Origin of the sequence: Proteus vulgaris (assembly GCF_023100685.1) — a bacterium.
GTDB lineage: Bacteria > Pseudomonadota > Gammaproteobacteria > Enterobacterales > Enterobacteriaceae > Proteus.
Map to the genome: position 1 here is coordinate 1,666,433 of NZ_CP090064.1, position 25,289 is coordinate 1,691,721.

Annotated in this window: 21 protein-coding genes; 20 read left to right on the forward strand and 1 reads right to left on the reverse strand. The window is 35.7% G+C overall.

Translation table 11 applies throughout. From position 1 onward, the window contains the following. Nucleotides 1–49: 49 nt before the first annotated feature. The 5 genes from LW139_RS08070 (at nt 50) to LW139_RS08085 (ending at nt 14,775) form a co-directional block, all read left to right on the forward strand. The gene (locus tag LW139_RS08070) at nt 50–13,120 is read left to right on the forward strand and encodes a hemagglutinin repeat-containing protein (RefSeq protein ID WP_247851017.1); all 13,071 of its coding nucleotides are present in this window, start codon (nt 50–52) and stop codon (nt 13,118–13,120) included. Then, nucleotides 13,117–13,350: a hypothetical protein gene (locus LW139_RS08075; protein ID WP_247851018.1), complete on the forward strand. Its 234-nt coding sequence runs from the start codon at nt 13,117–13,119 to the stop codon at nt 13,348–13,350. The genes LW139_RS08070 and LW139_RS08075 overlap by 4 nt, the downstream gene beginning before the upstream one ends. Before the next feature lie 209 nt (nt 13,351–13,559). Further along, complete coding sequence (locus LW139_RS20570) at nt 13,560–13,688, forward strand: hypothetical protein (protein WP_282186886.1); 129 nt, start codon at nt 13,560–13,562, stop codon at nt 13,686–13,688. Nucleotides 13,689–13,932: 244 nt separating this feature from the next. Continuing rightward, on the forward strand, nt 13,933–14,175 hold the full coding sequence (locus tag LW139_RS08080) for a hypothetical protein (RefSeq protein ID WP_247851019.1): 243 nt from the start codon (nt 13,933–13,935) through the stop codon (nt 14,173–14,175). Nucleotides 14,176–14,253: 78 nt separating this feature from the next. After that, on the forward strand, nt 14,254–14,775 hold the full coding sequence (locus LW139_RS08085; RefSeq protein WP_247851020.1) for a hypothetical protein: 522 nt from the start codon (nt 14,254–14,256) through the stop codon (nt 14,773–14,775). 43 nt (nt 14,776–14,818) lie between these two features. On the opposite strand, the gene LW139_RS20645 is transcribed toward LW139_RS08085, so the two are convergent. Continuing rightward, the gene (locus LW139_RS20645; protein WP_348983691.1) at nt 14,819–14,887 is read right to left on the reverse strand and encodes a hypothetical protein; all 69 of its coding nucleotides are present in this window, start codon (nt 14,885–14,887) and stop codon (nt 14,819–14,821) included. A gap of 226 nt (nt 14,888–15,113) precedes the next feature. On the opposite strand from LW139_RS20645, the gene LW139_RS20720 reads away from it, so the two are divergent. The 15 genes from LW139_RS20720 (at nt 15,114) to LW139_RS08155 (ending at nt 24,885) form a co-directional block, all read left to right on the forward strand. Then, on the forward strand, nt 15,114–15,323 hold the full coding sequence (locus LW139_RS20720; protein ID WP_432652211.1) for a DNA/RNA non-specific endonuclease: 210 nt from the start codon (nt 15,114–15,116) through the stop codon (nt 15,321–15,323). Beyond that, on the forward strand, nt 15,320–15,652 hold the full coding sequence (locus tag LW139_RS08090) for a hypothetical protein (RefSeq protein WP_109395311.1): 333 nt from the start codon (nt 15,320–15,322) through the stop codon (nt 15,650–15,652). The genes LW139_RS20720 and LW139_RS08090 overlap by 4 nt, the downstream gene beginning before the upstream one ends. Before the next feature lie 45 nt (nt 15,653–15,697). Beyond that, the gene (locus LW139_RS08095; protein WP_247851021.1) at nt 15,698–16,489 is read left to right on the forward strand and encodes a VENN motif pre-toxin domain-containing protein; all 792 of its coding nucleotides are present in this window, start codon (nt 15,698–15,700) and stop codon (nt 16,487–16,489) included. Between the two features lie 12 nt (nt 16,490–16,501). Then, nucleotides 16,502–16,864 (forward strand): CdiA family toxin C-terminal domain-containing protein, encoded by a 363-nt coding sequence (locus tag LW139_RS08100; protein WP_247851022.1) that lies wholly within the window; start codon nt 16,502–16,504, stop codon nt 16,862–16,864. Nucleotides 16,865–17,050: 186 nt separating this feature from the next. After that, nucleotides 17,051–17,416 carry a ribonuclease toxin immunity protein CdiI gene (cdiI, locus tag LW139_RS08105; protein ID WP_247851023.1) on the forward strand — a complete coding sequence of 122 codons (366 nt, stop codon included), beginning with the start codon at nt 17,051–17,053 and terminating at the stop codon, nt 17,414–17,416. Between the two features lie 691 nt (nt 17,417–18,107). After that, nucleotides 18,108–19,532, forward strand: coding sequence for a VENN motif pre-toxin domain-containing protein (locus LW139_RS20575; protein WP_282186887.1), 1,425 nt, complete (start codon nt 18,108–18,110; stop codon nt 19,530–19,532). A 12-nt stretch (nt 19,533–19,544) separates the two neighbouring features. After that, entirely contained in the window at nt 19,545–19,811 is a 267-nt protein-coding gene (locus LW139_RS08120; RefSeq protein ID WP_210813807.1) for a MafI family immunity protein, read from the forward strand. Between the two features lie 176 nt (nt 19,812–19,987). Further along, nucleotides 19,988–20,077: a polymorphic toxin type 50 domain-containing protein gene (locus tag LW139_RS20725; protein WP_432652212.1), complete on the forward strand. Its 90-nt coding sequence runs from the start codon at nt 19,988–19,990 to the stop codon at nt 20,075–20,077. A 644-nt stretch (nt 20,078–20,721) separates the two neighbouring features. After that, nucleotides 20,722–21,516 (forward strand): VENN motif pre-toxin domain-containing protein, encoded by a 795-nt coding sequence (locus tag LW139_RS08125; RefSeq protein WP_247851024.1) that lies wholly within the window; start codon nt 20,722–20,724, stop codon nt 21,514–21,516. 203 nt (nt 21,517–21,719) lie between these two features. Next, nucleotides 21,720–21,908 carry a hypothetical protein gene (locus LW139_RS08130; RefSeq protein ID WP_247851025.1) on the forward strand — a complete coding sequence of 63 codons (189 nt, stop codon included), beginning with the start codon at nt 21,720–21,722 and terminating at the stop codon, nt 21,906–21,908. 59 nt (nt 21,909–21,967) lie between these two features. Then, a complete protein-coding gene (locus tag LW139_RS08135) occupies nt 21,968–22,318 on the forward strand; it encodes a hypothetical protein (protein ID WP_247851026.1) in 351 nt (116 codons plus the stop codon). 226 nt (nt 22,319–22,544) lie between these two features. Next, nucleotides 22,545–23,240, forward strand: coding sequence for a VENN motif pre-toxin domain-containing protein (locus LW139_RS08140; RefSeq protein WP_247851027.1), 696 nt, complete (start codon nt 22,545–22,547; stop codon nt 23,238–23,240). Nucleotides 23,241–23,244: 4 nt separating this feature from the next. After that, the gene (locus LW139_RS08145; protein ID WP_247851028.1) at nt 23,245–23,742 is read left to right on the forward strand and encodes a hypothetical protein; all 498 of its coding nucleotides are present in this window, start codon (nt 23,245–23,247) and stop codon (nt 23,740–23,742) included. Nucleotide 23,743: 1 nt separating this feature from the next. Further along, nucleotides 23,744–23,998 (forward strand): hypothetical protein, encoded by a 255-nt coding sequence (locus tag LW139_RS08150; protein ID WP_166541448.1) that lies wholly within the window; start codon nt 23,744–23,746, stop codon nt 23,996–23,998. Nucleotides 23,999–24,444: 446 nt separating this feature from the next. Beyond that, entirely contained in the window at nt 24,445–24,885 is a 441-nt protein-coding gene (locus LW139_RS08155) for a hypothetical protein (protein WP_227336712.1), read from the forward strand. Nucleotides 24,886–25,289 lie beyond the last annotated feature (404 nt).

The window sequence follows — 25,289 nt, forward strand, 5'->3', positions numbered from 1 at the left end:
AATAATAATTAAGTGAAATTTTATTGTCTTTTTGACAAGGAACTTACATATGAATAAATTATGTTATCGTGTTATTTATAATCGTACTCGACAGTTAATGGTTGTCGTTTCTGAATTAACTAAATCAAGTGGTGAAAATAATAAACGAAATAATATTATTTCATCGCCTATTCGTACATCACTTAATAGTGTGGCCTTTATTTTACTATTAATGCAGGGATTAGTGAGTTTTTCAGCACAAGCGAGCCAAATTATTGCTGATCAACATGCGCCTCAAAATCAACAAGCAACGGTATTACAGACAAGTAATGGGCTTGCTCAAGTTAATATTCAACAACCGAATCAACATGGCGTTTCTCGTAATCAATTTACGCAGTTTGATGTTGATAATAAAGGTGCAATTTTAAATAACAGTCTGCAAGATACACAAACTCAATTAGCGGGCATGGTAACCGGTAACCCTTGGCTCGTTAATGGTGAAGCTAAAGTTATTTTAAATGAAATTAATAGCCAAAATCCGAGCCAATTAAATGGTTTTATTGAGGTTGCAGGTCAACGTGCTGAAATTATTATTGCGAATCCAGCAGGGATCAGTTGCCAAGGTTGTGGCTTTATTAATGCAGTAAATACCACATTAGTTGCCGGTAATGCACTAACGCAAGATGGTGCAATTACTGGATATGAAATTAACAATGGTAAAATTGTTATTTCAGGAAATGGATTAAATGATACAGCGAGTGATTACACGCGTATTTTAGCGCGAGCGGTAGAAGTAAACTCACGTCTTCAAGCTAATAAATTAGAAATTACTACAGGGAAAAATATATTAGATAACGAAGGTAATATTGTAAATCAGGATGACAAAGCTGAAAAACAAACTGACTATGCCATTGATGTTGCACTGGTTGGTGGTATGTATGCTAATAAAATAAAGCTTGTTGGTACTGAACATGGTGTAGGTGTACGTAATGCTGGAGAAATTGGTGCTGATATTGGTGGTTTAACTCTTAATGAAAATGGGCAGTTAGTTAATAGTGGTAAAATCCAATCTTATTCAGAATTAGATATAAAAACAACGAGCCTTAACAATCAGGGGGCTATCGTTGGTAAGCAAAACCTAAATGTTACTGTTGAAAACCATTTAGCAAATAGTGGTACGTTACAAGCTAAAAATAATATTCAAGTTGATGCAAAAGGAACTGTTTCTCAAACGGAAGCAGGTAAATTTCTTGCACAAGAAAATATTCAGATTGATGCTAAAAATTATTTGGCAGAGAAAAAAAGTCAGTTAGGTGCTGGCGTTGATAATAAAGGTAATATCTCAAAACCTGCAACGTTGACATTAAATATAAAGGATGAATTAAATTCTGCGGGTCAACATTTAAGTAGTAGTAATATTGCTTTTAATGCTAAGAGTATTGATCTTTCAAATAGTCATACTCAAGGTAAATCACTGCAAGTAAAAGCGACAGAAGGCCATGTAACTTCTGACTCAGCTCAGGTTAATGCTGAAAATATAGTGCTTGATGCGGGTACTTATATCTCAAATCGCCACGGTGAAATTAAAGGTGAGACAGTTTCACTTACAGCACCTCAATTGATTGATAATACCAAGGGGAAAATTACACAAACAGGCTCTCGTGAATTATCTTTCAATGCAAATGAGTTAAATAATCAACAAGGTGAAATTAATGCACAAGGTGTGCTGACGTTTAACAACCAAATATTAAACAACCAAAAAGGAAATATTCAAAGTCTAGGGAATCAATTAATAGTAAAAGCAACAGAACTGAATAACCAGCAAGGTATTATTTCTTTACCTAAACAAGGGCTATTAGCTATAGAAGCCCAACATCTTTCTGGAAGAGAGGGGACATTATTATCAGCGGGCGACTTATCTTTACAAGGTCAACTGCTTGATTTAGAAAAAGCAACAACGCAGGCTGATAATATAACTATTACTGCAACTAATCTGAATCATGATAATGCGACCTTAAAGCAAACAGGTGATAAAACAACCTTTATTACAGTTAAACAAACACTCAGTAATCAACAAGGCAAAATTCAGACTCAGGATCAGTTAACGCTTAAAGCAAGTATAATTAATAATAATCAAGGCGAAATCAGAACATTAAATAATGATCTTGCTATAACAACACAACAAAATTTGATCAATACTGAAGGTAAATTAATTGCAACTGCCCAGAATAAAATCAATGCAAGTCAATTAGATAATTCCAAAGGTCTTATACAGGCTGAAAAAAATATTTCACTTACCTTAATGAATGAGCTGAATAATCATTCAGGTAAAATAATCACATCTGAAGATAGTCAACTTCAAGCTGGTCGATTGATAAATGAGCAAGGTGAAATTGGTGCCAATACATTAAATATAACGCTGAATAACGAAGCTAATAATAAAAAAGGTATTATTCTCGCTCAAGATACGCTCCATTTTACAGCAAAAGGTATCGATAATAGTGAAGGCAGTATCCAATCTGAAAGTAACATGTGGATTGATACCAAAGGATATACATTAAATAATCAAAATACCCAGCATTCAGGCGGTATAATTAGCCGTATTGCATTAAATTTACTAACAGGAAATATCAATAATATTCAAGGTGTTATTAATGCCAGCAAAACAATTGACATACAAGCCAAAACAGTCAATAACCTAAAAGGGCAAATAGCAACTAAGGCGAATTTTATTGCTGAAACTCAAGGCTGGAATAATACTTCAGGATTAATACACGCATTAAATATTACAATAAATACTAATAAACAAAAGTTTATTAATCAGGATACACAAGATAATCAAGGTATTCAGGCTAGTCAAAAACTACAATTAAATACGGGGGTTTTAGATAACCATAAAGGTAATATTGGCGGAAAAGCCGTATTGTTAACAACAGAAGGGCTAGATAACGGACAAGGTATTATTGATGGAAAAACGTTAGATCTGAATACAGGTAAATTTACTTTGATTAACCAATTCGGGAAAATAAGTTTAACTGAAGCTGCAGATTTAAAAACGGGTGAAATTAATAATCAACAAGGGTTAATTATTACAGGTAAAGATTTAACAATTAATAGCCATCAGCAAATAATCAATAATCGTGAAACAAAAAAGAGTGGTGGTATTGTTAGTCAAGGGAAGTTAACACTAGAAAGTGGTGAGCTTGATAATCAACAAGGGCAAATGCTTGCTAAGCAAGCAATAAACTTAACTACCCAAGCTGTAAAAAATAATACAGGTAAAATTGTTAGTGAATTATCGAGTTTAACACTTAAAGGATTATCGTTAGATAATACTCAAGGTCATCTCTTTTCTTCTAAAAATTTACTATTAACGTTAAGTGATAAATTGACTAATCGTTTCACGAAAGAAAATGACCAAGGTATTGAAATACATGGTTTATTAACGATTAAAAGTGGAAATATCGATAGCACTAAAGGACGTATTGTTTCTGGTGACAAATTAATATTAGAAAGCAATGATCTGATTAATCAACAAGGAATTTTGGGTAGTCTAAATAATAATTTATCTATTGCTAGTAAAGCAATAAATAATGATGATGGCTCAATCAGTGCTTATGATATTAATATTAATACACAAGGTGAAAATTTAAGTAATCAAAGCCAACAAAGTAGTAGCCAAATTTTTAGCAAGCATAACCTTACGATTGAAAGTGGTGCAATAGATAATAACAAAGGTAAATTAGTTGGTAAGAATGCAATTAATATCACGAGTAATGGAGATTTAAATAACCAAAAAGGTCAAATATCCAGTATTCATTCTTTAGATATCACGACAAAAAGCCTAAATAATACTCAAGGGCAGATTTCCTCAAATAAAACTATCACAGTAACTTCCGATAATAATATAGATAATACAGAAGGAAAAATAGAAGGACGTGATAGTGTCAGGATCGAAAATAGTGGACAATTTAATAATACATTAGGTCAAGTTATTGGGAAAAATAGTGTTAGTCTTTTATCAAAGGGTGATTTAATTAACTACAAAGGGCGTTTAGGGAGTGAAAAATCATCAGTAACACTAAATACCTATCAAATTGATAATCGTTATGGCGTTATTTCAGCACAAGATACTTTAGCATTAGATACAAATAAATATGGTATTAATAATACTGATACTAGCCAAAGTGGTGGTATTGTTAGTCAAAAGAATATTATCTTAAAAAATGGTGAATTAAATAATGAAAAAGGTCATTTAATTGCTAAAACTGACCTGAATATTAATACTCATCAGCAAAAAATAATTAATAATAATGGAATTATATCTGCTGATAATGGTCTGTTAACAGTAGACTCAACGGCTATAAATAATGTATCTGGGTTAATTTATTCTCTTAAGAATATGCTTGTTAATACTCAAGGTCATGATATTGATAACAGCGATACTAAGAATAACAAGGGGATCTTGACTAAAGGAAATTTATTATTAAATGCAGGTAATATTTTTAATGTGCAAGGTAACTTAAGTGCTGAAGGCTTAGTAAAGATAACTTTTAATATATTAAATAATGAACAAGGAAAACTTGCTAGTCTACAAAATAATCTAACCTTAACAGGAAATCAGCTTAATAATAACAAAGGATTAGTTTACGCATCAGAAGAACTCAAAATAATACTAAAAGAGTCACTCAGTAATAATGAAACAGTTGATGATCTAGGTATTATTAGCCATGGTAACATTGAAATTACAGCGAAAAATTTTGATAACCAACAGGGGCGTTTGATCGCCAAAAAAGACAATCAACTAACTTTTAATGAAATTAATAATCAGCAAGGTACAATAGCAAGCCAAGCTGGAAAATTAATAGTAGATAGCCAATCATTATTCAATTCTTCAGGATTAATAAGTGCTTTTTCCTTATTAGATATTAATACCCACAAACAGAAAATAGATAATCAGCAGGGTGTAATAGTTAGCCAGTCTGACAATATCACTATCAATAGTGGTGAAGTAATTAATAATTCAGGTTTAATCACGGGAATAAATAATGTAGAAATTAACACCCATGATCAACATCTTGATAATAGTCACACAAAAGAGAGTGGAGGTATTGTTAGCAAAGGAGAGTTAACGATCCATGTAGGTGATCTTATTAATGAAGATGGAAAAGTAATATCGACGACAAAACAATCTCTTTTTACTCAAGATATTAACAACAAAAAAGGGAAAATTGGGAGCCTACAAGAGAGTGTTTCTATTGAAAGTCTAGCTATTAATAATCAAAATGGATTAATTAGTGCTAATAATAATCTAACTATTAATACTCAAGATAATGAATTTGATAATAGTAACACTTTATCTAATGCTGGAGTGATTAGCCAAGGCACACTTAATTTATTTACAGGGAAATTAAATAATCAATCTGGATATCTATTTTCTGCAAAATCACTATTACTTAATAGCCTTGGATTAAATAATCAAAATGGTGAAATTGCCAGTCAGTCAAATGGCCTTAAATTAGTAACACAAGCACTAAATAATCAAAAAGGGACACTTTATTCAGCAGGCGCTTTCTCGTTAGATACTCAAAATAATCAATTAGATAACAGCCAAACTTTGACTAAAGGTATTATTAGTAAAGGTCCGTTGATACTAAAAACGGGTAATATAATTAATACTCAAGGACGATTAGTTTCGGACGATAACGTTAATATCACAAGTGGTAAATTGATTAATAACCAAGCACAACTTGGTAGTCAATATGGTAAGTTAAATCTGACCACAGCAGAAATTGAAAACAAGAAAGGTGTAATTACTGCGAAAAATGACTTAATCATTAAAGCACAACAACAAAAAATTAATAATCAAAATGGAACAATAAGTACATTAGCTAAACTGGTTATAAATAGTGGTGATTTGATTAATCACTTTGGAAAGATTGCTTCTAATCAATATGCTGATATTACAGCAAAACAACTCGATAACACAAAAGGCACTATTGCAAGTAATAGTGATAAGCTGAAATTACAAACAAAAGATGTTAATAATAATCAAGGTCTGATTTATGCGGGAAAAGCATTAACAATTTATGCTGATGGCGAATTAAATAATACTGAAAATAAAGCGACTGTAGGTATTGTTGCTAAAGATGATCTTAACCTGAAAGTTAAACAACTTAATAATCAGGAAGGATTAATTTCAGTAGTAGGAAATTTAGATCTAACTAGCCTTGAAAAAATTAATAACCAACAGGGATTAGTTACTGTTGGAGGAAAAACAGATTTAACAACTCCCCAATTAAATAATTTCCAAGGGAAAATATCATCTTTGGGTTTATTAAAAATAAATCATGGTGATTTTTTATTCAATAATCGTGAAGGCAATTTAGTTTCTTCTGATAATATTTGGCTAAAAAGTGGAATATTAGATAATCAATACGGTAGCATTACTGCAAATAATACAGTAACGATTAATAGTGCTGATTTACAGAATAATCAAGGTACGTTATATGCAAAATCGACTTTAAACGTTAATGCTCAAAAATTAGATAATACAGAAGGATTATTACAGTCCGATAATCAGTTATCAATAAATACCAATAAAAAAACACTAATCAATACTAAAGGTAGCATCATTAGTGGTACGGAAACACAATTAAATGTTGGTACTTTAAATAATCAAAAAGGCTATATTCAAGCCATTGAAGAGCTAAATATTCAATTAAATCAACAAGCATTAGATAATCAACAAGGAACGTTATTATCCAAAAAAGATATTATTATTCAAGGAAGTAGTGTAAATAATAAAGACGGAAGTATTGTTAGCGGAAATAATACCAATATTACGTTGGAGCAAGATTTTAATAACCAATTAGGACAGGTTCAATCTCAAGGCTTGTTAGTCCTCAATGCTCAGAAACTAGATAACCAACAAACTCAAAATGATGAATTAGGACTAAAGGCAAGTAATATTCATATTTCAACTAATGAACTCCTTAACCATCAAGGTGTTATTCAGACGAGTGAATTATTAAAATTAACATCAACGGAAAAACTAAATAATCAAAGTGGTTTGATTTCCGCAAATGAATTAACTATTGGTGGATCACCAAAAAATAACTTAGCCATTGATAATAAAAAAGGGCTGTTAGCTGCAACGGCACAGCTTCGTTTATGGGCTGAAAATTTAACAGGCGATGGTGACGTTATCTCGGCAGGTAAAAGTGAAATTCAGCTCAAGAATGCTTTTGTATTAGATGAAAACGCCACAATTAAAGCTCAGGATTCATTAATATTTTCTTCAGAACAAAGAATTGATAATCGTGGATTTATCTATGCAGGTGAGCAACTTTCACTGCAAGCAACAAGCTTTACTAATTATGAACCTGTAAAAAATAATGAGATCATTACAGCACGTATTGCAAGAAGTGTTGATGAGTATGAAAAACGTAATGGTGAAGTGAGCGCTAAAAATCTGGCGATTACAGTATCAGATAATCTGCACAATACAGGGTTGATTGATGCCTTCGGGGGAAAACTTTCCTTAATTGCAACGACAATCTATAACCAAGTTGGTGGTCGTCTATATGGCGATAATATTTATATAAAAAGTCAGCAATTTGATAATAGTGCGAAACTTGATGAGATTGCGCCCGTATTAGCATCTCGTGAAAATTTACAGCTTTTCAGTAATAAGATAAATAATCGTAATCATGCCCTGATTTATAGTGGCGATGATATGGCAATTGCGGGTTTTGATACCAAAAATCTGTCAGAAAGTATCGCTGCTGATGTCCTTAATAATGAAAGTGCATCAATTGAAGCAAATGGGAATTTATTTGCTCATGTTTCAGAAATTAATAACCGTGATCTCTATTTAAAAATAAGTGATCCTGAAAAAGTGTCTGAAATTCCAATGTATCAATTTGGTGTTGATTACAGTAGTGATAAATATGACGCTGATGATAAGCGGATTTGGTACAATATCGATACGCGTGAACATTTATTACATGTTAATGGTAGACAATATAAAGATTTTTATGAATTTAAATATAATATCGTTACAGAAGAATCGAAGTTATTACACCGTGATCCTGCATTAATATTAGCGGGCAAAGATATTATACTAAAAGGTGATAATTTAAATAATATAAATAGCCATATTATTGCAGGTGGAAAACTGATTATTGATGGAATGCATATTAATAATCAGGAAACTGCTGGGCAACATATTGAATACCATGAAGGTACAGCAATAAAGCATAAACGCCCAGGTAAACGAGGGTTTCGTGGTAAGAAAAGAGAGAGTTCATCTAAAAGTAGTCATTATGGGCCATTTGAGGTAGTGACTGATTTGCCATTGGGCTTACTAGAATATAAAGAAAACAGTAATCAAACGTCAGATAAACGCCCAGAAGCAAGTAAAACTGATGAAGTTATTATATCGGCTAAGCCAAGGTTTGGTCTTCTAACTATTAAAGAAAAGAGTATTGATGTTTATACTGAAAATATTACTTCTATTACCTTAGATAAAGGCACCGAAAAATTAGCTGATGAATTGTCGTTAACGCAACATCAAGATAATTTATTAACTGAACAAAATGATTTTATCTTATCAGGGAAGATAGAGACAAAAAAACTTGATGGAACTATTGAGCAAAAAACGGCTGAAAATAAAGTTTTAAAAGTAGGTGATGAAGTCTCTATTACTGAAATTAAACAGACTGAAATTAATCAGCCAAATTTAACCCTACCTGAAATAAAACATGTAGATAAACAGCCTATAGTGCAACAGCCTATTGGTAAAATTATTACAGTACCTCAATTAGATAAACCAACAGAAAATAAAACTATTGAGGTTAATATTCAAACAGTAGCACCAATATTGAAATTACCTGAGAATCGTTTATTTAACTTAAATAAAGGAACAGATAGCCAATATATTGTTGAAACAGACTCTCGTTTTACCAATAAAAGAGAGTGGTTAAGCTCAGATTATATGCAGAATGCATTATCGGTTGATCACAATAACACACATAAACGTATTGGTGATGGTTTCTATGAACAACGCATAGTACGCGATCAAATTATTCAATTAACGGGTAATCAATATTTAGATGGGCATAATGATAATGAGCAGCAATATCATGCATTGATGGATGCAGGTATTCGTTTTAGTGAAGAGTTTGGTATTAAACCGGGTGTAACACTAACACCAGAACAAATGGCAATGATCACGGCTGATATGGTGCTATTAACCAGCAGGGAAATCACTTTACCTAATGGTTCTGTTGAAAAAGTGTTGGTGCCACAAGTTTATGCCAGAGTATTACCTGGTGATTTGCAAAATAGTGGCGCATTGCTTTCAGGTAGTGAAGTTATTTTAAATAATATTCCAGAGCTGAAAAACCAAGGTACTATTTTAAGTAAAAATGGATTACAAGCATCAACAGATAATTTAATAAACCAAGGTCTTATAAAAGGAAAGACCGTTGATTTAACAGCGTTGCATGATATTAAAAATGAGGGTGGCCAAATTGCAGGGCAGAGTCGTGTTAATTTGCAAGCGGGTGATTCTCTTATTAGTACTGCAACAATAAAAGGTGACGAGACTAATCAATGGATAAATCGTGGTGCTGCCATTTATTTAACTGAGCCCGATGGCGAAATTGCATTAAAGGCAACACGTAACTTAGAACTGACGGCAACAGATATTTTAGCCGGTGGTAATAGCCAAGTATTATTAAATGCAGGTGAAAATATTGAGTTAGGAACTATCAATACGGTTCGCCAAGAAAATATAGATTGGGATAGTAAAAACTATCTGCATAAAACCACGCAAGAAGAGATAGGCTCTCGCCTTTATGCGGGTGATATTACATTGCAATCGGGTGAGGATATTCATCTGACAGCAACAGATATTCAAGCCACAGGACTGTTAGGATTACATGCAGGTAATGATATTTCGCTAAATAGTGGTTACTCCTCAATTGATCAAATTGCCCATAGTGTCACAAAAGACAAATCGTTTGGTTCATCGGAAACACGCACTACGCATGCTGAAATTCATAATAAACAAGCAACAGGCTCTCTATTAAAAGGGAATGAAATTTCGGTTTCTGCAGGCAATAATTTAACGGCACAAGGTAGTGAAATTATAGCAACACAAGATATTAATCTTGATGCAGGTAATCAATTATCACTAACAACGGCACAAGAATTAGAGTTCCAATCTTATGAAGAAAAGATCAAAAAATCAGGCATTGGCGGTACCGGCGGTATTGGTTTTACCGTCGGAAAATCAACTTTTGAACAGCTGAATAACAGTGATGCGATTACCTATAAAGGCAGTGTAATCGGCAGTACTGAAGGTAATATTCACATAAATTCGGGTGATGCTCTCACTATAGACGGCAGTGAAATGATTGCCAAAAAGGAGATATCTCTTATTGGGGATTCTGTTGACATTTCTTCTTCTGAAAATAGCTATACCGAATTAAGTCGAACTAAAAGTAAACAAAGTGGTGTGACGGTTGCCCTAAGCGGTACGGCAGGAAGTGCTATCAATGGCGCTATTGCGGGATACAAAGCTGCCAAAGAAACTGACGATAGCCAAATTAGTACCTTACAAAGTATCAAAGCTGGGCTTTCTGGTGCTCAAGCAGTGGGTGCTGTGGCGTTAGATAATGCCCAATCAGGTACAGATAATGAAAGCACAACGTTAATTGGCGCTAATGTTTCTTATGGTAAAAGTTCTTCTGGATCAGAAACCATACACCAACGAAATATTGCTCAAGGCAGTAGTTTAAGTGCAGGTGAAAACCTCTCTATCACCGCAACAGGGAAAGAAACAGGTGATATCACTGTTACGGGCAGTGAACTGCAAGCTGGCAACGATCTCTCGTTGATTGCTACCCGTGATATCACTTTACAGTCAGCACAAAACCAAGAAACAACAGACAGCAAAAACGAAAGTAAAAGTGCTTCTGTTGGCGTTGGTGTAACGGTAGGCTCTGGCGGTGTTGGCGTTAACATTAATGCCAATGGTAGCCGAGGTAAGGGATTTGAAGAGGGCGATCATACTTATTATACCAATACGACGCTAAATGCAGGGCAAACTCTTACCTTACAAAGTGGTCAAGATACAACCCTAAAAGGCGCACAAGCTCAAGGTGATAAAGTTATTGCGAAAGTGGGTGGGGATTTACACCTTGAAAGCCAGCAATCCATTGATGACTACAAATCGAAGCAATCGAGCGAAAGTGTGGGTGGTAGTGTCAATGTGATGGGCACACCGGGAGGTTCAGCCAATATCTCGTTTAGTCGCGATAAAATGGACAGTAAATACCGTTCAGTGGAAGAACAAACCGGCTTATTTGCAGGCAATCAAGGATTTGATCTTACCGTGGGTAAACATACCCAACTTGATGGTGCGGTGATCAGCAGTAAAGCCGATGCAAAAAATAATCAGTTAGATACAGGTACATTAGGCTTTAGTGATATCCATAATTACGCAGAATATAAAGTTGAGCATCAATCTGGTGGTGTAAGTACTTCAGGTGGCGTTGAAGGGAATATGCTGGCGAATGTGGGCCATGCGTTAGCTATGGCAGGCAACCATAGTGACAGCGCTGAAAACACCACTCAATCTGCGGTATCACAAGGGACATGGATTGTGCGTGATAGCGATAATCAACAGCAAGATATCGCACAATTAAGCCAAGATACCGATAATGCTCACACCACGTTAAATAAAATTTTCGACAAAGAGAAAGAGCAAAACCGTCAACAAAAACAACAGTTGGTGGGCGAAATTGGGGCGCAGGTTATCGACTTAGCAACCACGGTGGACACTATTCGTGGCACGAACCAAGCGAAAGCTGATTCAAAACTCGATAATCTTTCTGATACTGCTTACGACAATCTCTATCAAGCCCTTTCAGAAACCAACGATAACGTTACTGAGCGTGATATTCAGAATCACCTCTTCCAGCAAGCCTTACAGGATTATACTAACCAATCCGACTTTGGTACGGGCGGTAAATATACCCGTGCAATCCAAGCCATCACCGCATTTACGCAAGGTGTAATGGGCAACAATATTGTTACCGCGATTGCTAATGGTTCCGCGCCTTATCTTGCTAACGAAGTGAAAAACCAAATTCAAGGTAACAGTGTTGAAAGTGATATTCAGCGCACGATAGCGCACGGCTTACTGAATGCAGGCCTTGCGTTGGCAAAAGGTGAGAATGCAGTAGTGCAAGCTTCTGGCGCAATGACAGGGGAAACAGTGGGTATTTTATCGCACTCACTTTATGGCAAAACCCCCGAAGAACTCACCGAGACTGAAAAGCAGAATATAAGTGCATGGGCAACGTTAACTTCCGGGATTGTCGGCGGTTTAATCAGCGATAATAGCACCGGAGTTGCCAATGCCGCCCAAGCTGGGAAAGTGGTGGTTGAGAATAACTTACTGGGTGGAAATGAGCTAATGCATACTCAACTGGCACAGGAATATGGTAAGGATAGAATGTCATGTGTGGAAAATTCTAATTCTGAATCATGTCAGAGAGGCAAAGCGCTACAACAAGCTTATATTTATGCTTTAGCAACAGGTAGTACGGGAAGTGTTTCTTTGCTTTCAACAAGTGCGCGAGTTATGTGGTTTATCGGTGCTGGTGCCAATTCAGGAGTACAATATATCGATTCAAAAAAAGTTAACCCAGTGAATGCAATAATTGCAGGTTGGGTAAATGTAATGACAATAGGAGAAGGATGGAAAAGTACAGTTTTCTTTAATGCAGCAGGAGGAGCCCTGACGAATACGATAAATGATGAAAGTGCAGCGATGGGGGCAATCACGACAGGAAGTGGAGCATTAATGGGATATGGATTAGGTAATTTTATAGTAAAACCTGTAACTAATTGGGTTGGTAAAATAATAACAAAAGGCAATAATCCCAGATTTAATGAAGTGTTGAGAAAATATTCAGAGTCAGAGGTTAAGGGAAGGTCTTATATTATGCAGGAAGTATCCGAAAGTAAAATTCCTTCTGGAGCGGGTAACTTAAGTAGTAGTGCTATATCTGAATTAGGTGTTTTTTATATACAAAAAAAATATGAAGAGGAAAAAAAAGAGTGAAAATAATTTTTCTTATTATAGTGTTAATGATTATGTTTATATTTGTTTCATTTGTAAGTGTAATGATTTTTTATTTTTTAGTGGAGGTGTTTTTTTATTTTTATTCAGATATTTCAATTTCATTTAAAGTTAATGAAATAAAAAAAGCATTAAAAGTAAGTATTGGTGGAGGTGCAATTATGGGGTTAGGTATTGGAATGTTATATATAAAAGAAAATAAACTAAAATAATTTTTTCAGAATGAAATTTTAAACTTTGAACTATTTTAGATATTTATATCTATGCTTTAGCAACAGGTAGTACGGGAAGTGTTTCTTTGCTTTCAACAAGTGCGCGAGTTATGTGGTTTATCGGTACAGGTGCAAATTCAGAAGTACAATATATCGATTCAAAAAAAGTTAACCCAGTGAATGCAATAATTGCAGGTTAGGTAAATGTAATGACAATAGGAGAGGGATGGAAAAGTACAGTTTTCTTTAATGCAGCAGAAGGAGCATTGACGAATACGATAAATGATGAAAGTGCAACAATTGGGGCAATCACGACAGGAGGTGGTGCTTTGGATTAGGTAATTTTATAGTAAAACCTGTAACTAATTGGGTTGGTAAAATAATAACAAAAGGCAATAATCCCAGATTTAATGAAGTGTTGAGAAAATATTCAGAGTCAGAGGTTAAGGGAAAGTCTTATATTATGCAGGAAGTATCCGAAATTAGAATTTCTTCTTGAGTAGGTAATATTGGTGATAGCGGGGCTGCGGAAGTTAGTGCAAGTTATATGCAAGACATAATTATTGAAACTGGAGAATAACAATGAAAAGAATATTTCATATTATTGTACTTATTATAGTATTAATGATTTTATTTACTTTATCATTATTGATTGTTGCAATAGTTACTTATATTAGCATAGATTTGTTCTTTTATTTTTATGCAGAAAGACCTATTTTACTTAGTTTAATTGAATTTAAACAAGCGTTAAGAATAAGCATAGGCGGAGGTATACCCGCAGGGATTGGCTTTGGAATTCTCTATATAAAGGAAAATAAAATATAATGATTTTACACTATTTGGTAAAAGTTTTATTTTTAATATATCATCTTGAGTTTAGCTTTAGACGAAATTAATAATACTATGAATATAAAATTAATCGAATATTTACACTCAGTTTATCCAGAATTACCTATTGATGTTAGCTATATGCGAGGTTATTCTGATGATGAAATAAAAAAAATCGAACGTTTATATGATATCGAAGTGAAAGATCAGTTATATGATTTTTTAACGAGTATAGGGCGTTGTAGTGGTGGTCTTTTTGGCGATGATCCTCTTCTTTTTTATAGAAATCAAAAAACAATAAGAGGAAGTATATTGATGCAATCAGGAATGAGAGAGGAACTCTCTGCTATTCAACAATATGATTTATTAGATAAAAAACCATTTTTTATTGCAGTGGAAAGTTATACTCAATACTTTTTTGTTTTAACAGCATCAGTTACACCTAATATCATTTATCAATATGATGAGAATGAAGAAATTATAGAAGCTACTGAATGGGATCTAAATAGTTATTTAAGGCATATAGTTAATGCTTATACTCGTCACTATGATCTGAATGTGCCTTTTGATCGACATGGTGAGCTTATCATTATTTAATTGCTAAAGATCCCAACTTACAATGGGATCTTCGTTAATATTATCATTTCCTTTTAGCCGTTCGGATAATCACCCGTCCGGTTTGACGGGTGAGAGTGATGTTACTACCCATCGTAAACCCTAACTCACTCAGCCAATTACCTCTGATAGTCAGTTTTTTACTCGCAATTATGGACTAATTTTCTGGTGCTAGTTTTTCTAATCTAAATTACGATCAATCTCTACCAAGCCCTTTCAGAAACTAACGATAACGTTACTGAACGTGATATTCAAAATCACCTCTTCCAGCAAGCGCGACAAGATTTTCAGGACCAGGTGAAAAAATAAACATGGTGCCAATGAATTCTAATTTAAATCGTAGTGAATGGAAAAAAATGGAGAATATATGGGCAAGATCGTTAAAAGATAATAAAGAGATAAGCGTTAAGATAGAGCCTGTATATATAAGGAATAGTGATAGGCCAAGTAGTATTAACGTTACATACAAAATAGGAAATGAGCCCCCTATAGAAAGGACGTTTATTAATGACTCTAAAGGTGAAAAATGAAAACAGATCAGGAAATATATAATAATATAGGTACGTTATTGTATAACATAGCCCCTAATGAGGCTAAAAAGATAAATATGAGGGCTAATTTATCAGTTGAAGGTAATACATGTGAATATGAATATGATTATCTTGACAATGAAAATTCATTGAAATGGCTTACAGCTGGTGGTGTTGCAAATACACATATGCTCCACAATTTGGTTGAACTGAGAAATTATTATATAGAACATAATTTAACTAATGATCTACCTATTTGGAAAGGCTGTGAAGTAACTTTAGATTTAGAAACAATGAAAATTAATATAGATTTTAAGTACGAAAATTAAATTACAATCTCGAACGCTATTGTGGATCCCAAAGGGATCCACCTTGTGACTTTACTCTCCTTCAGCTTCTTACCAATAATAGTCAGTTGGGAGTGGACAGTTGAAAGTGATATTCAGCGCACGATAGCTCACGGTTTACTGAATACCGGCCTTGCGTTGGCAAAAGGTGAGAATGCAGTAGTGCAAGCTTCTGGCGCAATGACAGGGGAAACAGTGGGGATTTTATCGCACTCACTTTATGGCAAAACCCCCGAAGAACTCACCGAAACTGAAAAGCAGAATATAAGTGCATGGGCAACGTTAACTTCAGGGATTGTTGGCGGTTTAATCAGCGATAATAGCACCAGCGTTGCCAATGCTGCCCAAGCTGGGAAAGTGGTGGTTGAGAATAATGCGATAGGTGCTGCTAAGCCAATCATTAAAGGCCTAGAAAAGGGTTACGAATGGTGCATGAAAAATGCGACCTGTCGAAATGGTCTTATGCAATTAGGGGTAAATTTTGGTTTAACATCAGCGCAAATTCAAGAAGCCATGGATGCTGGAGCTGCTGCCAGAAATGGTGATATAAAAGCGATGAGGAACCTTTCACCGGAACAGGTTGCTTATATTGATGAACAAATAATTCATAACAAAGGGATCGCAAGGTTAATATTTGGCTCTGAACCTTGGGGTGGCAGGCTTGGTATACCATTACATACTGGTGGTAATCAAATGCCAGATCAAGATAGGATTGATACGGGTGGCAATCAGATACCAGATCAAGGGCAGACTGATACTGGAGGAGATCAAATATCAGTCCAAATTTGGACAGATACTGGTGGTCACCAGATACCCTAACCAAGAGATAACTTGACAGAAACACCACTACCTGAAAAACCAACGTTAGATGATGTTGTTTATCTGGCAGATAAAGGAAAAGATGTCTCAGAAGTAGGTAGTATAGATTATCCTGATGGTATAAATTTTGATATAGAAAAATTGCCCGGTCATGTGTCTAAAGTAGATGGTTTTAGTCAAAGAAGAGGAATTTCTGGAGGTCATAATTCTGACTCATTTTATAAAGCTGTATCTGATAATAGCGTAAAGATTTTGTCTGAAACACTTACTGATGTAAAAGGAATTACTCATATTACTTATCAAATACCAACCAAAGATAGAACGGGAAAACTAGATGGGGCTATAAAAATGAAATCTTTGAAAAACAGTTTATGATCCTAAATTTTTTTCAGATCAAAAAATATTAGACTTAGGTCAGAAAGCTTCAGCAAAAGGATACAAAGAAGCAACGAACAGCAGAGACGGACAAGCTACAGCAACAGTTGATGGCGTCAGTTTTAGGATATACGTTGATAAAACAACTGGTAAAGTTCGTAACTTTCATCCTAATTGAGGTGCTATATGAAAAAAGAATTATTTGAGCAGTCTGATATTAATGCAGGTTTAAATCCAATCGTTATATCATATTTTGACAGAATGTATAAAGATGGGAAGTTTATGGAACTAATAGAGCTCTTATCAAAAAAATGGACACTAAATACAGACGGAGCTTATTGTCACTTTCCTGATATGGATAGTTTTGATGTCGAAGATCATTTTAAAGGCGTTGAAATTGCAATAGGTTATCCCCCAATGGAGGAAGATATTGTTATAGTTGATGAAAATACTTTCTATCATTATGTCCGTTTGGCTGGTGAAAGATATTTAAAGTTGCATCCAGAAAACAAAGAGATTATAGATAGCTTATTGTTAAAAATGCCAGTCTAGTGTAATGATTTTTGACCCAATCCCACACTGGGTTTCTCCTTAGCTGTATCATTCCTGCTCAGCCAGCCACTTACCGCTTAAGGTGAGTTGTGGCATAACTCACTGTATATTAGCTTATTTTTCCTCGTTTTCTTTAGTCGTTGGTATTTTTTATACAACAATAGGGTTTAGCCATAGGAACTGCCTTTGGCGACAAGATTACAATCTGAATCGAGTCCATGAAAGTTTACATAATCTCCTAACGGAGATATACCGTAAACAGTTAGAAAACTCTAATTTGAAGTGCCTCAATTAATGGGGAATGGACACAGGTACATTAGGTTTTAGTGATATCCATAATTACGCAGAATATAAAGTTGAGCATCAATCCGGTGGTGTAAGTACTTCGGGAGGGGGGGAAGGGAATATGCTGGCGAATATGGGCCGCAGGTTATCGACTTAGCAACCACGATTGATACTATTCGTGGTACGAACCAAGCGAAAGCTGATTCAAAACTCGATAATCTTTCTGATACTGCTTACGACAATCTCTATCAAGCCCTTTCAGAAACCAACGATAACGTCACCGAGCGTGATATTCAAAATCACCTCTTCCAGCAAGCCTTACAGGATTATACCAACCGATCTGATTTTGGCTCGGGGGAAATATACCTGAGCTATTCAAGCCATCACCGCATTTACGCAAGGTGTAATGGGCAACAATATTGTTACCGCGATTGCTAATGGTTCCGCCCCTTATCTTGCCAATGAAGTGAAAAACCAAATCCAAGGTAACAGTGTTGAAAGTGATATTCAGCGCACCATTACCCACGGCTTACTGAATGCCAGCCTTGCGTTGGCAAAAGGTGAGAATGCAGTAGTGCAAGCCTCTGGCGCAATGACAGGGGAAACGGTGGGTATTTTATCGCACTCATTTTATGGCAAAACCCCCGAAGAACTCACCGAAACTGAAAAGCAGAATATAAGTGCATGGGCAACGTTAACTTCCGGTATTGTCGGCGGTTTAATCAGCGATAATAGCACAGGCGTTGCCAATGCCGCCCAAGCAGGGAAAGTGGTGGTTGAGAATAATTATTTAAATAACTCAGACCATCGCCAAAAAACATTGTTGGAGCTTAAAGAGCGTCAAGGAAATATAACTGAAGTTGAACAACTGAAACTGGCTGAGTTACGGATTAAAGATATAAATACAACACAAGCTGTGCTTGATGCTTGTGCAGGCGGTACCTCACCAGAATGTACCGCAGCCAGAAAAGATGCATTTAAGGCGATAGACACCTATGTAAACCTAACGTATCAAAACCTAAAAACAGCGCAAGCAGGTTATCAAGAAATCGAGCGTTTGTTGAACTCGACATCATCGGAAGCACAGCAAGCGTTTAATCTGTTAGAGTCTTATACGGAAGCGTTTAAAAACTTTGGTTATCCCGATAACGAAGCGCGTGTTCGAGCCGGGATGTATGTTGGTTCTATTTATGCCTTTGGTGGAGTATCAGCGGTTGTAAATTCAGGTATATTGGTTAAGCAATTTGGGAAAGATATTGCAAAACCTAGAGTTAAGTTAGAGCTGATACCACCAAAAGGCTCAAATAATAGTGCTGAATTAGGCGCTGGTAGTAAATGGGCTGTAGATAAAAACGGGGTATATAGTCCCAAAGAAATTGAAAGTATTACAAAGGTAGAGAAAGGTGAGACTAAATATAATGCGGATTTGTTACCTTATAAAGATATTGTTGGAAAAGTTGATCCTAATACAAATTATATTGATATTCTCTCTCCAGAAGCGAAGCTGCATATACTATATGGAGAAAGCCCAACTCAAGGTGGCCACTTGTTCCCTGGTAATTCAGGGAAAACAACTTTTCCATCTAATTGGCCAGCAGAAAAAATAATACATGAAATTGGTGATATAACCACATCACCAACAACTCAATGGTACGCGCAAACTGGAACTGGAGGAACCTTTACTAGTAAGGGTAAACCAGCTAAATGGGTCGCTTACGAAGAACGAGATGGAGTTAGAATCAGGGTTGTTTACTTGCCTTCAACAGGTAAAGTAGTAACTGCATTTCCTGATCCAAATCCAGTACCTAAAGCATATAAACCAATTAAGTGAGAATGATACATCATGACTAAATTAGATATCCAAATTAAAAACTTTGGAACACTCTTTTTTGATCGCTTAGATACTGAGTTATTACAAGATGCAATTAATTACGTAGGATATGATGAAATAGGCCTAGCATTTGAAACTATTTGTGATCACATCAGTGAATATGATATTCCTATAACATCAGAGGAGTATCATATAGCAGTTGATATTGCTAATGAGCTAAAAATGAATAGTAATGATATCAGCTTACAACATATGAAAGAGTTAATAATAAAAAAATAATAAATTATAAGGATCTCCATTTTATATGGGGATCTCTGTATAGTTCAGGTAGATCACTATTAATGGAGGTTGTGAATCTTCAAGAATTATTAAATGGAGTTCACTTAAGAAAATATCCTATTTTAAAGTTAACTCCACGTAACTAGTCAGTTATTGATTTTGGTAAATCAATAGGTATATATGATGGACAACCGACAAATTATGGAATAATCCACTATAGAAAAAATGGTGTACATATTGTACCTGCAAATCTAGTACAAAAATAAGATTTAATAATGTTAGATAAAATACCAGATTAGTTATATATGGACATCAAAAGCTATATTAGGTGAGATTTTCTCATCAGTAAGAGCTATAGCAATTGGTTTCGATGAAAAGAAGTATTGACGATAAGATATTATCTTGATGGGGAGCAAAGTGATGAAGATCACGAAAGCGTAGGTGAAATAATAACAAATATACTTGCGAATACTTCATCCAATGATGATATATAAGGCGAGTTTTTTTGACATGAGACAAATTAGAGAATTAGATCCTTTAAGTGGTTTTATTTACCTCAGAAAAGAATTATAAAATGATGATTAATGTAGTTTCTAAAAGGTATTGAAAATAAAGAACCCTTATTTGATAGTCAGTTTTTGACTCGCAATTATGGACTAATTCTCTGGTGCTAGTTTTTCTACAATCTCTACCAAGCTCTTTCAGAAACCAATGATAACGTCACCGAGCGTGATATTCAAAATCACCTCTTCCAGCAAGCCTTACAGGATTATACCAACCGATCTGACTTTGGCACGGGGGGTAAATATACCCGAGCTATTCAGGCTATCACTGCATTTACGCAAGGTGTAATGGGCAACAATATTGTTCCGCGATTGCTAATGGTTCCGCGCCTTATCTTGCTAACGAAGTGAAAAACCAAATTCAAGGTAACAGTGTTGAAAGTGATATTCAGCGCACCATTACCCACGGCTTACTGAATGCCAGCCTTGCGTTGGCAAAAGGTGAGAATGCAGTAGTGCAAGCCTCTGGCGCAATGACAGGGGAAACAGTGGGTATTTTATCGCACTCACTTTATGGCAAAACCCCCGAAGAACTCACTGAAACTGAAAAGCAGAATATAAGTGCATGGGCAACGTTAACTTCCGGTATTGTCGGCGGTTTAATTAGCGATAATAGCACAGGCGTTGCCAATGCCGCCCAAGCCGGGAAAGTGGTGGTTGAGAATAATTGGTTGAGCACCAATCAACTAGAAAATTTTGCACATAAAGCAAGAACTTGTGTCGGTGAAGAATGTCAGCAAGTTATTCGTGATATGGTTGATGCCAATATTCGGCAACAGGAAGAAATAAAGCAAATCTGTTCAACCTCACCAGAGCAGTGTAAACAGCAGTATGGATATTTAGTTGAACAATGGAATGCTTTCGATACAGCAATAAAACATCTTGCCGCAGATAAATCGTTGCCTGATGATTTTCGTGATTATCTGCCTGCAGTGTATATGTTGAGTATGGATGCGACAGGGATCACAGTCGCACATCAGTGGGCTAAACGATTTGAGGCAATGGGGCTTGAACCAGAAACAGCTGGTTTGATAGCGATGGCACTTCCCGGAATGATTAATGGTGGAAGTGGTAAAGGTAATCGTGGAACAACAGATAAACGAATCAATAACACCAAGTTAGAATCAGAAAAAATGCATTAAATAGAATTGCTGAAAACTCTAGAAATACAAGAGACCTTAACCAAAAAGAAACGAATTCGGTTTATAATCAGCAATTAATTTTACTTGATAAACAAGCAGCCAAAAGCAATGTAATTATTGACCCAAATAAAGTTAATTATTTATTCGGAAAAGTAAACAGCAATAAACATAATGAAGCCCGTTCGACTCAATTAGAACAATCTATGAGGCGTTTAGGTATTTCAACAGATGAAAAAGGTGCTAAATTTTTAATTGATCACCTCTCACATGTACCTAAGACGCAAGGAAACATTATAAAAGTATATAGTGATAATTATGGTAAATATGAAGTTAGGGGATCATTATTATTTGGCCCGTCAGGAAAAGTAACAAAATTAGAAACATCATTTTAAATTATGCCTGATGGAACTTGACGGTTCGTAACAACAATACCAAAAGAAGGAAGAAAATAATGTTTATTGAATCTCATCCTGATGATTTAGCTCTACTTTCGTTTTTTGAAAGTGAACCGACATTAGTAGATCATTTGGATCGGCATGTTGCATATGAATTTACAGATAATAATGGAGTTCACCTAGTGTTTTCTTTTAGTATATTAGAAGGATGGATACAAACAGTATTAGAATTTAATGGGAATGAAATCGCAAGGCACCTCAGCGAAAGTGTAAATAAATTTATGATAAAAGAAGATATGGCTGGTGAATATTTATATTCTGAAATAGTCTTAGAAGATATAAGAACAAAAGTTGAGATAAGAGTAAAACCGTTTATATCCATAAAATGGGGAACGTTGATCAGATGAGAGCAGTGTAAACAGCAGTATGGTTATCTGTTTGAGCAATGGGATGTTTTTGATACGACAATCTCTATCAAGCCCTTTCAGAAACCAACGATAACGTCACCGAGCGTGATATTCAAAATCACCTCTTCCAGCAAGCCTTACAGGATTATACCAACCAATCTGACTTTGGCACGGGGGGAAATACACCCGCGCAATCCAAGCCATCACTGCATTTACGCAAGGTGTGATGGGTAACAACATTGTTACCGCGATTGCCAATGGCTCCGCGCCTTATCTTGCTAACGAAGTGAAAAACCAAATTCAAGGTAACAGTGTTGAAAGTGATATTCAGCGCACGATAGCGCATGGATTACTGAATGCAGGCCTTGCATTGGCAAAAGGCGAGAATGCAGTAGTGCAAGCTTCTGGCGCAATGACGGGCGAAACGGTGGGTATTTTATCGCACTCATTTTATGGCAAAACCCCCGAAGAACTCACTGAAACTGAAAAGCAGAATATAAGTGCATGGGCAACGTTAACTTCCGGTATTGTCGGCGGTTTAATCAACGATAATAGCACCGGAGTTGCCAATGCCGCCCAAGCAGGGAAAGTGGTGGTTGAGAATAATGCGATAGGTGCTGCTAAGCCAATCATTAAAGGCCTAGAAAAGGGTTACGAATGGTGCATGAAAAATGCGACCTGTCGAAATGGTCTTATGCAATTAGGGGTAAATTTTGGTTTAACATCAGCGCAAATTCAAGAAGCCATGGATGCTGGAGCTGCTGCCAGAAATGGTGATATAAAAGCCATGAGGAACCTTTCACCGGAACAGGTTGCTTATATTGATGAACAAATAATTCATAACAAAGGGATCGCAAGGTTAATATTTGGCTCTGAACCTTGGGGGTGGCAGGCTTGGTATACCATCACATACTGGTGGTAATCAAATGCCAGATCAAGATAGGATTGATACGGGTGGCAATCAGATACCAGACCAAGGGCAGACTGATACTGGAGGAGATCAAATATCAGTCCAAATTTGGACTGATACTGGTGGTGACCAGATACCTAAACCAAGAGATAACTTGACAGAAACACCAGTACCTGAAAAACCAACGTTAGATGACCTTGCTTATCTGGACAAAATTACGCAAGGTGAACATGCGGGGATCAGAAATAAAGAGGGTCGGCCAGTTGGTTCCGTCATTAATGATGTTCAGAAATCGAGACCTTCCGATATATTAATACAAGATGATGGTCGCTGGGTTGTAAAAGGTAATGATGGAAGAATACATCTAATTGAGCCTGATGGCGAAGTGGTCACGTCATTTAAAAATAGCGACAAAAATACGGCTCAACGTATTAGAGATGGTCGATGGAATAGACCTAGTAATGAAAAACTAGATGAATTTAAAGAAAAATTTTCTGATTATGTGAGGTGGTAAGATGGATACACTAAAAATTAATTACATACCAGAAGCAGATGTAACTTTATTTGATATTCGTTTATCTGAATCGGAAGTTGTAATTTATACAGATTGCTTAAATTACGTTTTAACTCATTTATCTGATGAGCAAATATATGAAAAAACGGAATGCTCAAATAAACAAGAGTTATCACATTACTTAGCAGATCTAAAAAATCTAATAAAATCAATGGAGAATAGAAGATACCTTCCAGATAGGTACAAAGATCTATAAAAATAATGGCATAGTGGCTATTTAAACAGTGACTATGCCGACAAGTTTTAATCTTTTACCTCAATCAGTTTACTCGTTCTCAGCCAGCTGGATGATCAGTTGCCCAGCTTGGCGAGTGAGGGTAAAGTGACTGCCCACCGTAAATTCTAACTCACTCCACCACTTACCACTGAAAGTCAGTTTCGGGTTGGGGAGGGTATCTCAGTTAGGGGTATAACCCACTGTATAGTGTCTGGTTTTAACCTCCTATACTTTAGCTGTCTGTGTTTTTACACTAAAATCGCGCTTAGCAATAGGGACTACCTTCGTTAGTTGCGCAGGTTATCGACTTAGCAACCAATGAGTAAGGCTATTAGCCCTTATGTATCGAGTTGGTTAGGTAGCACTACTGTTGCTAGCCGTGTGGTAGGTGTAACAACTACCACACGGCAAATTTAGGCATGCAGGTGCATAATATTAACACAGACCCAAAAGCGAGCTTTAGTTATGCAAGCTTTGGTTCTTCTTTGTTAACAGGAGGAATAACATCAGGAATGGGGTATTGGGGAACGCTCACAACCAATACTATTGGTGCGGGTATTTCAAGTTTAATTGATGGAGGATCACCTTGGGTCTCAATGGAAGGCGCATTAGTTGGTTCAACAGCCGGCTATGGAGGCACAAAATGGTTAACTCACCATTTTGATAATAAATTTAATCCTTGGTCTAACGGGCTTAAAGAACGCCCATTAGTTTTAATGCCATCAATTACAGCTCCGCCGAGTATATCGCCAATGCCTGGAATTATAGGTAGCCTTCTTGGATCCGCGGGTTCAGAATATTTAAATAAAGAGACTAGCGAAGTATTGAAGAAAATCAAAATAGAGAACGAAAATGAAAGTAATTAATTATTTTTTAATGTTATTTTTTTGTTATTTTGCACTGGTTTTTATTACATTTTTATTGCTTGGTTTTATTGTTGAATCTATTCATTATATGAAATTAGGTATTTTTTACATTGATATATTCTTTTTAAAACAACCGATTATTTTTGGGGGAGTGTTTGGTTTGAGTTTTAGTGGTATTCATCTATTTGTGAATTATTGGGAAAATAAACATTGAGCGGCTAAGTCAATCATTAAATAGATATTAATTTTGTAGTGTCCAGCCAAACATCAGTCTGTAATTACTATCACCAAAGGGCGCAAGACATAATCCTCGGGTGTTATGTTGAATTGCCGAAGGCAATTGCCCTGTGGTGATGAAGGTTGTAGGTGTATAGGTGGCATAAATTTTAGTAAATTTATTTAAT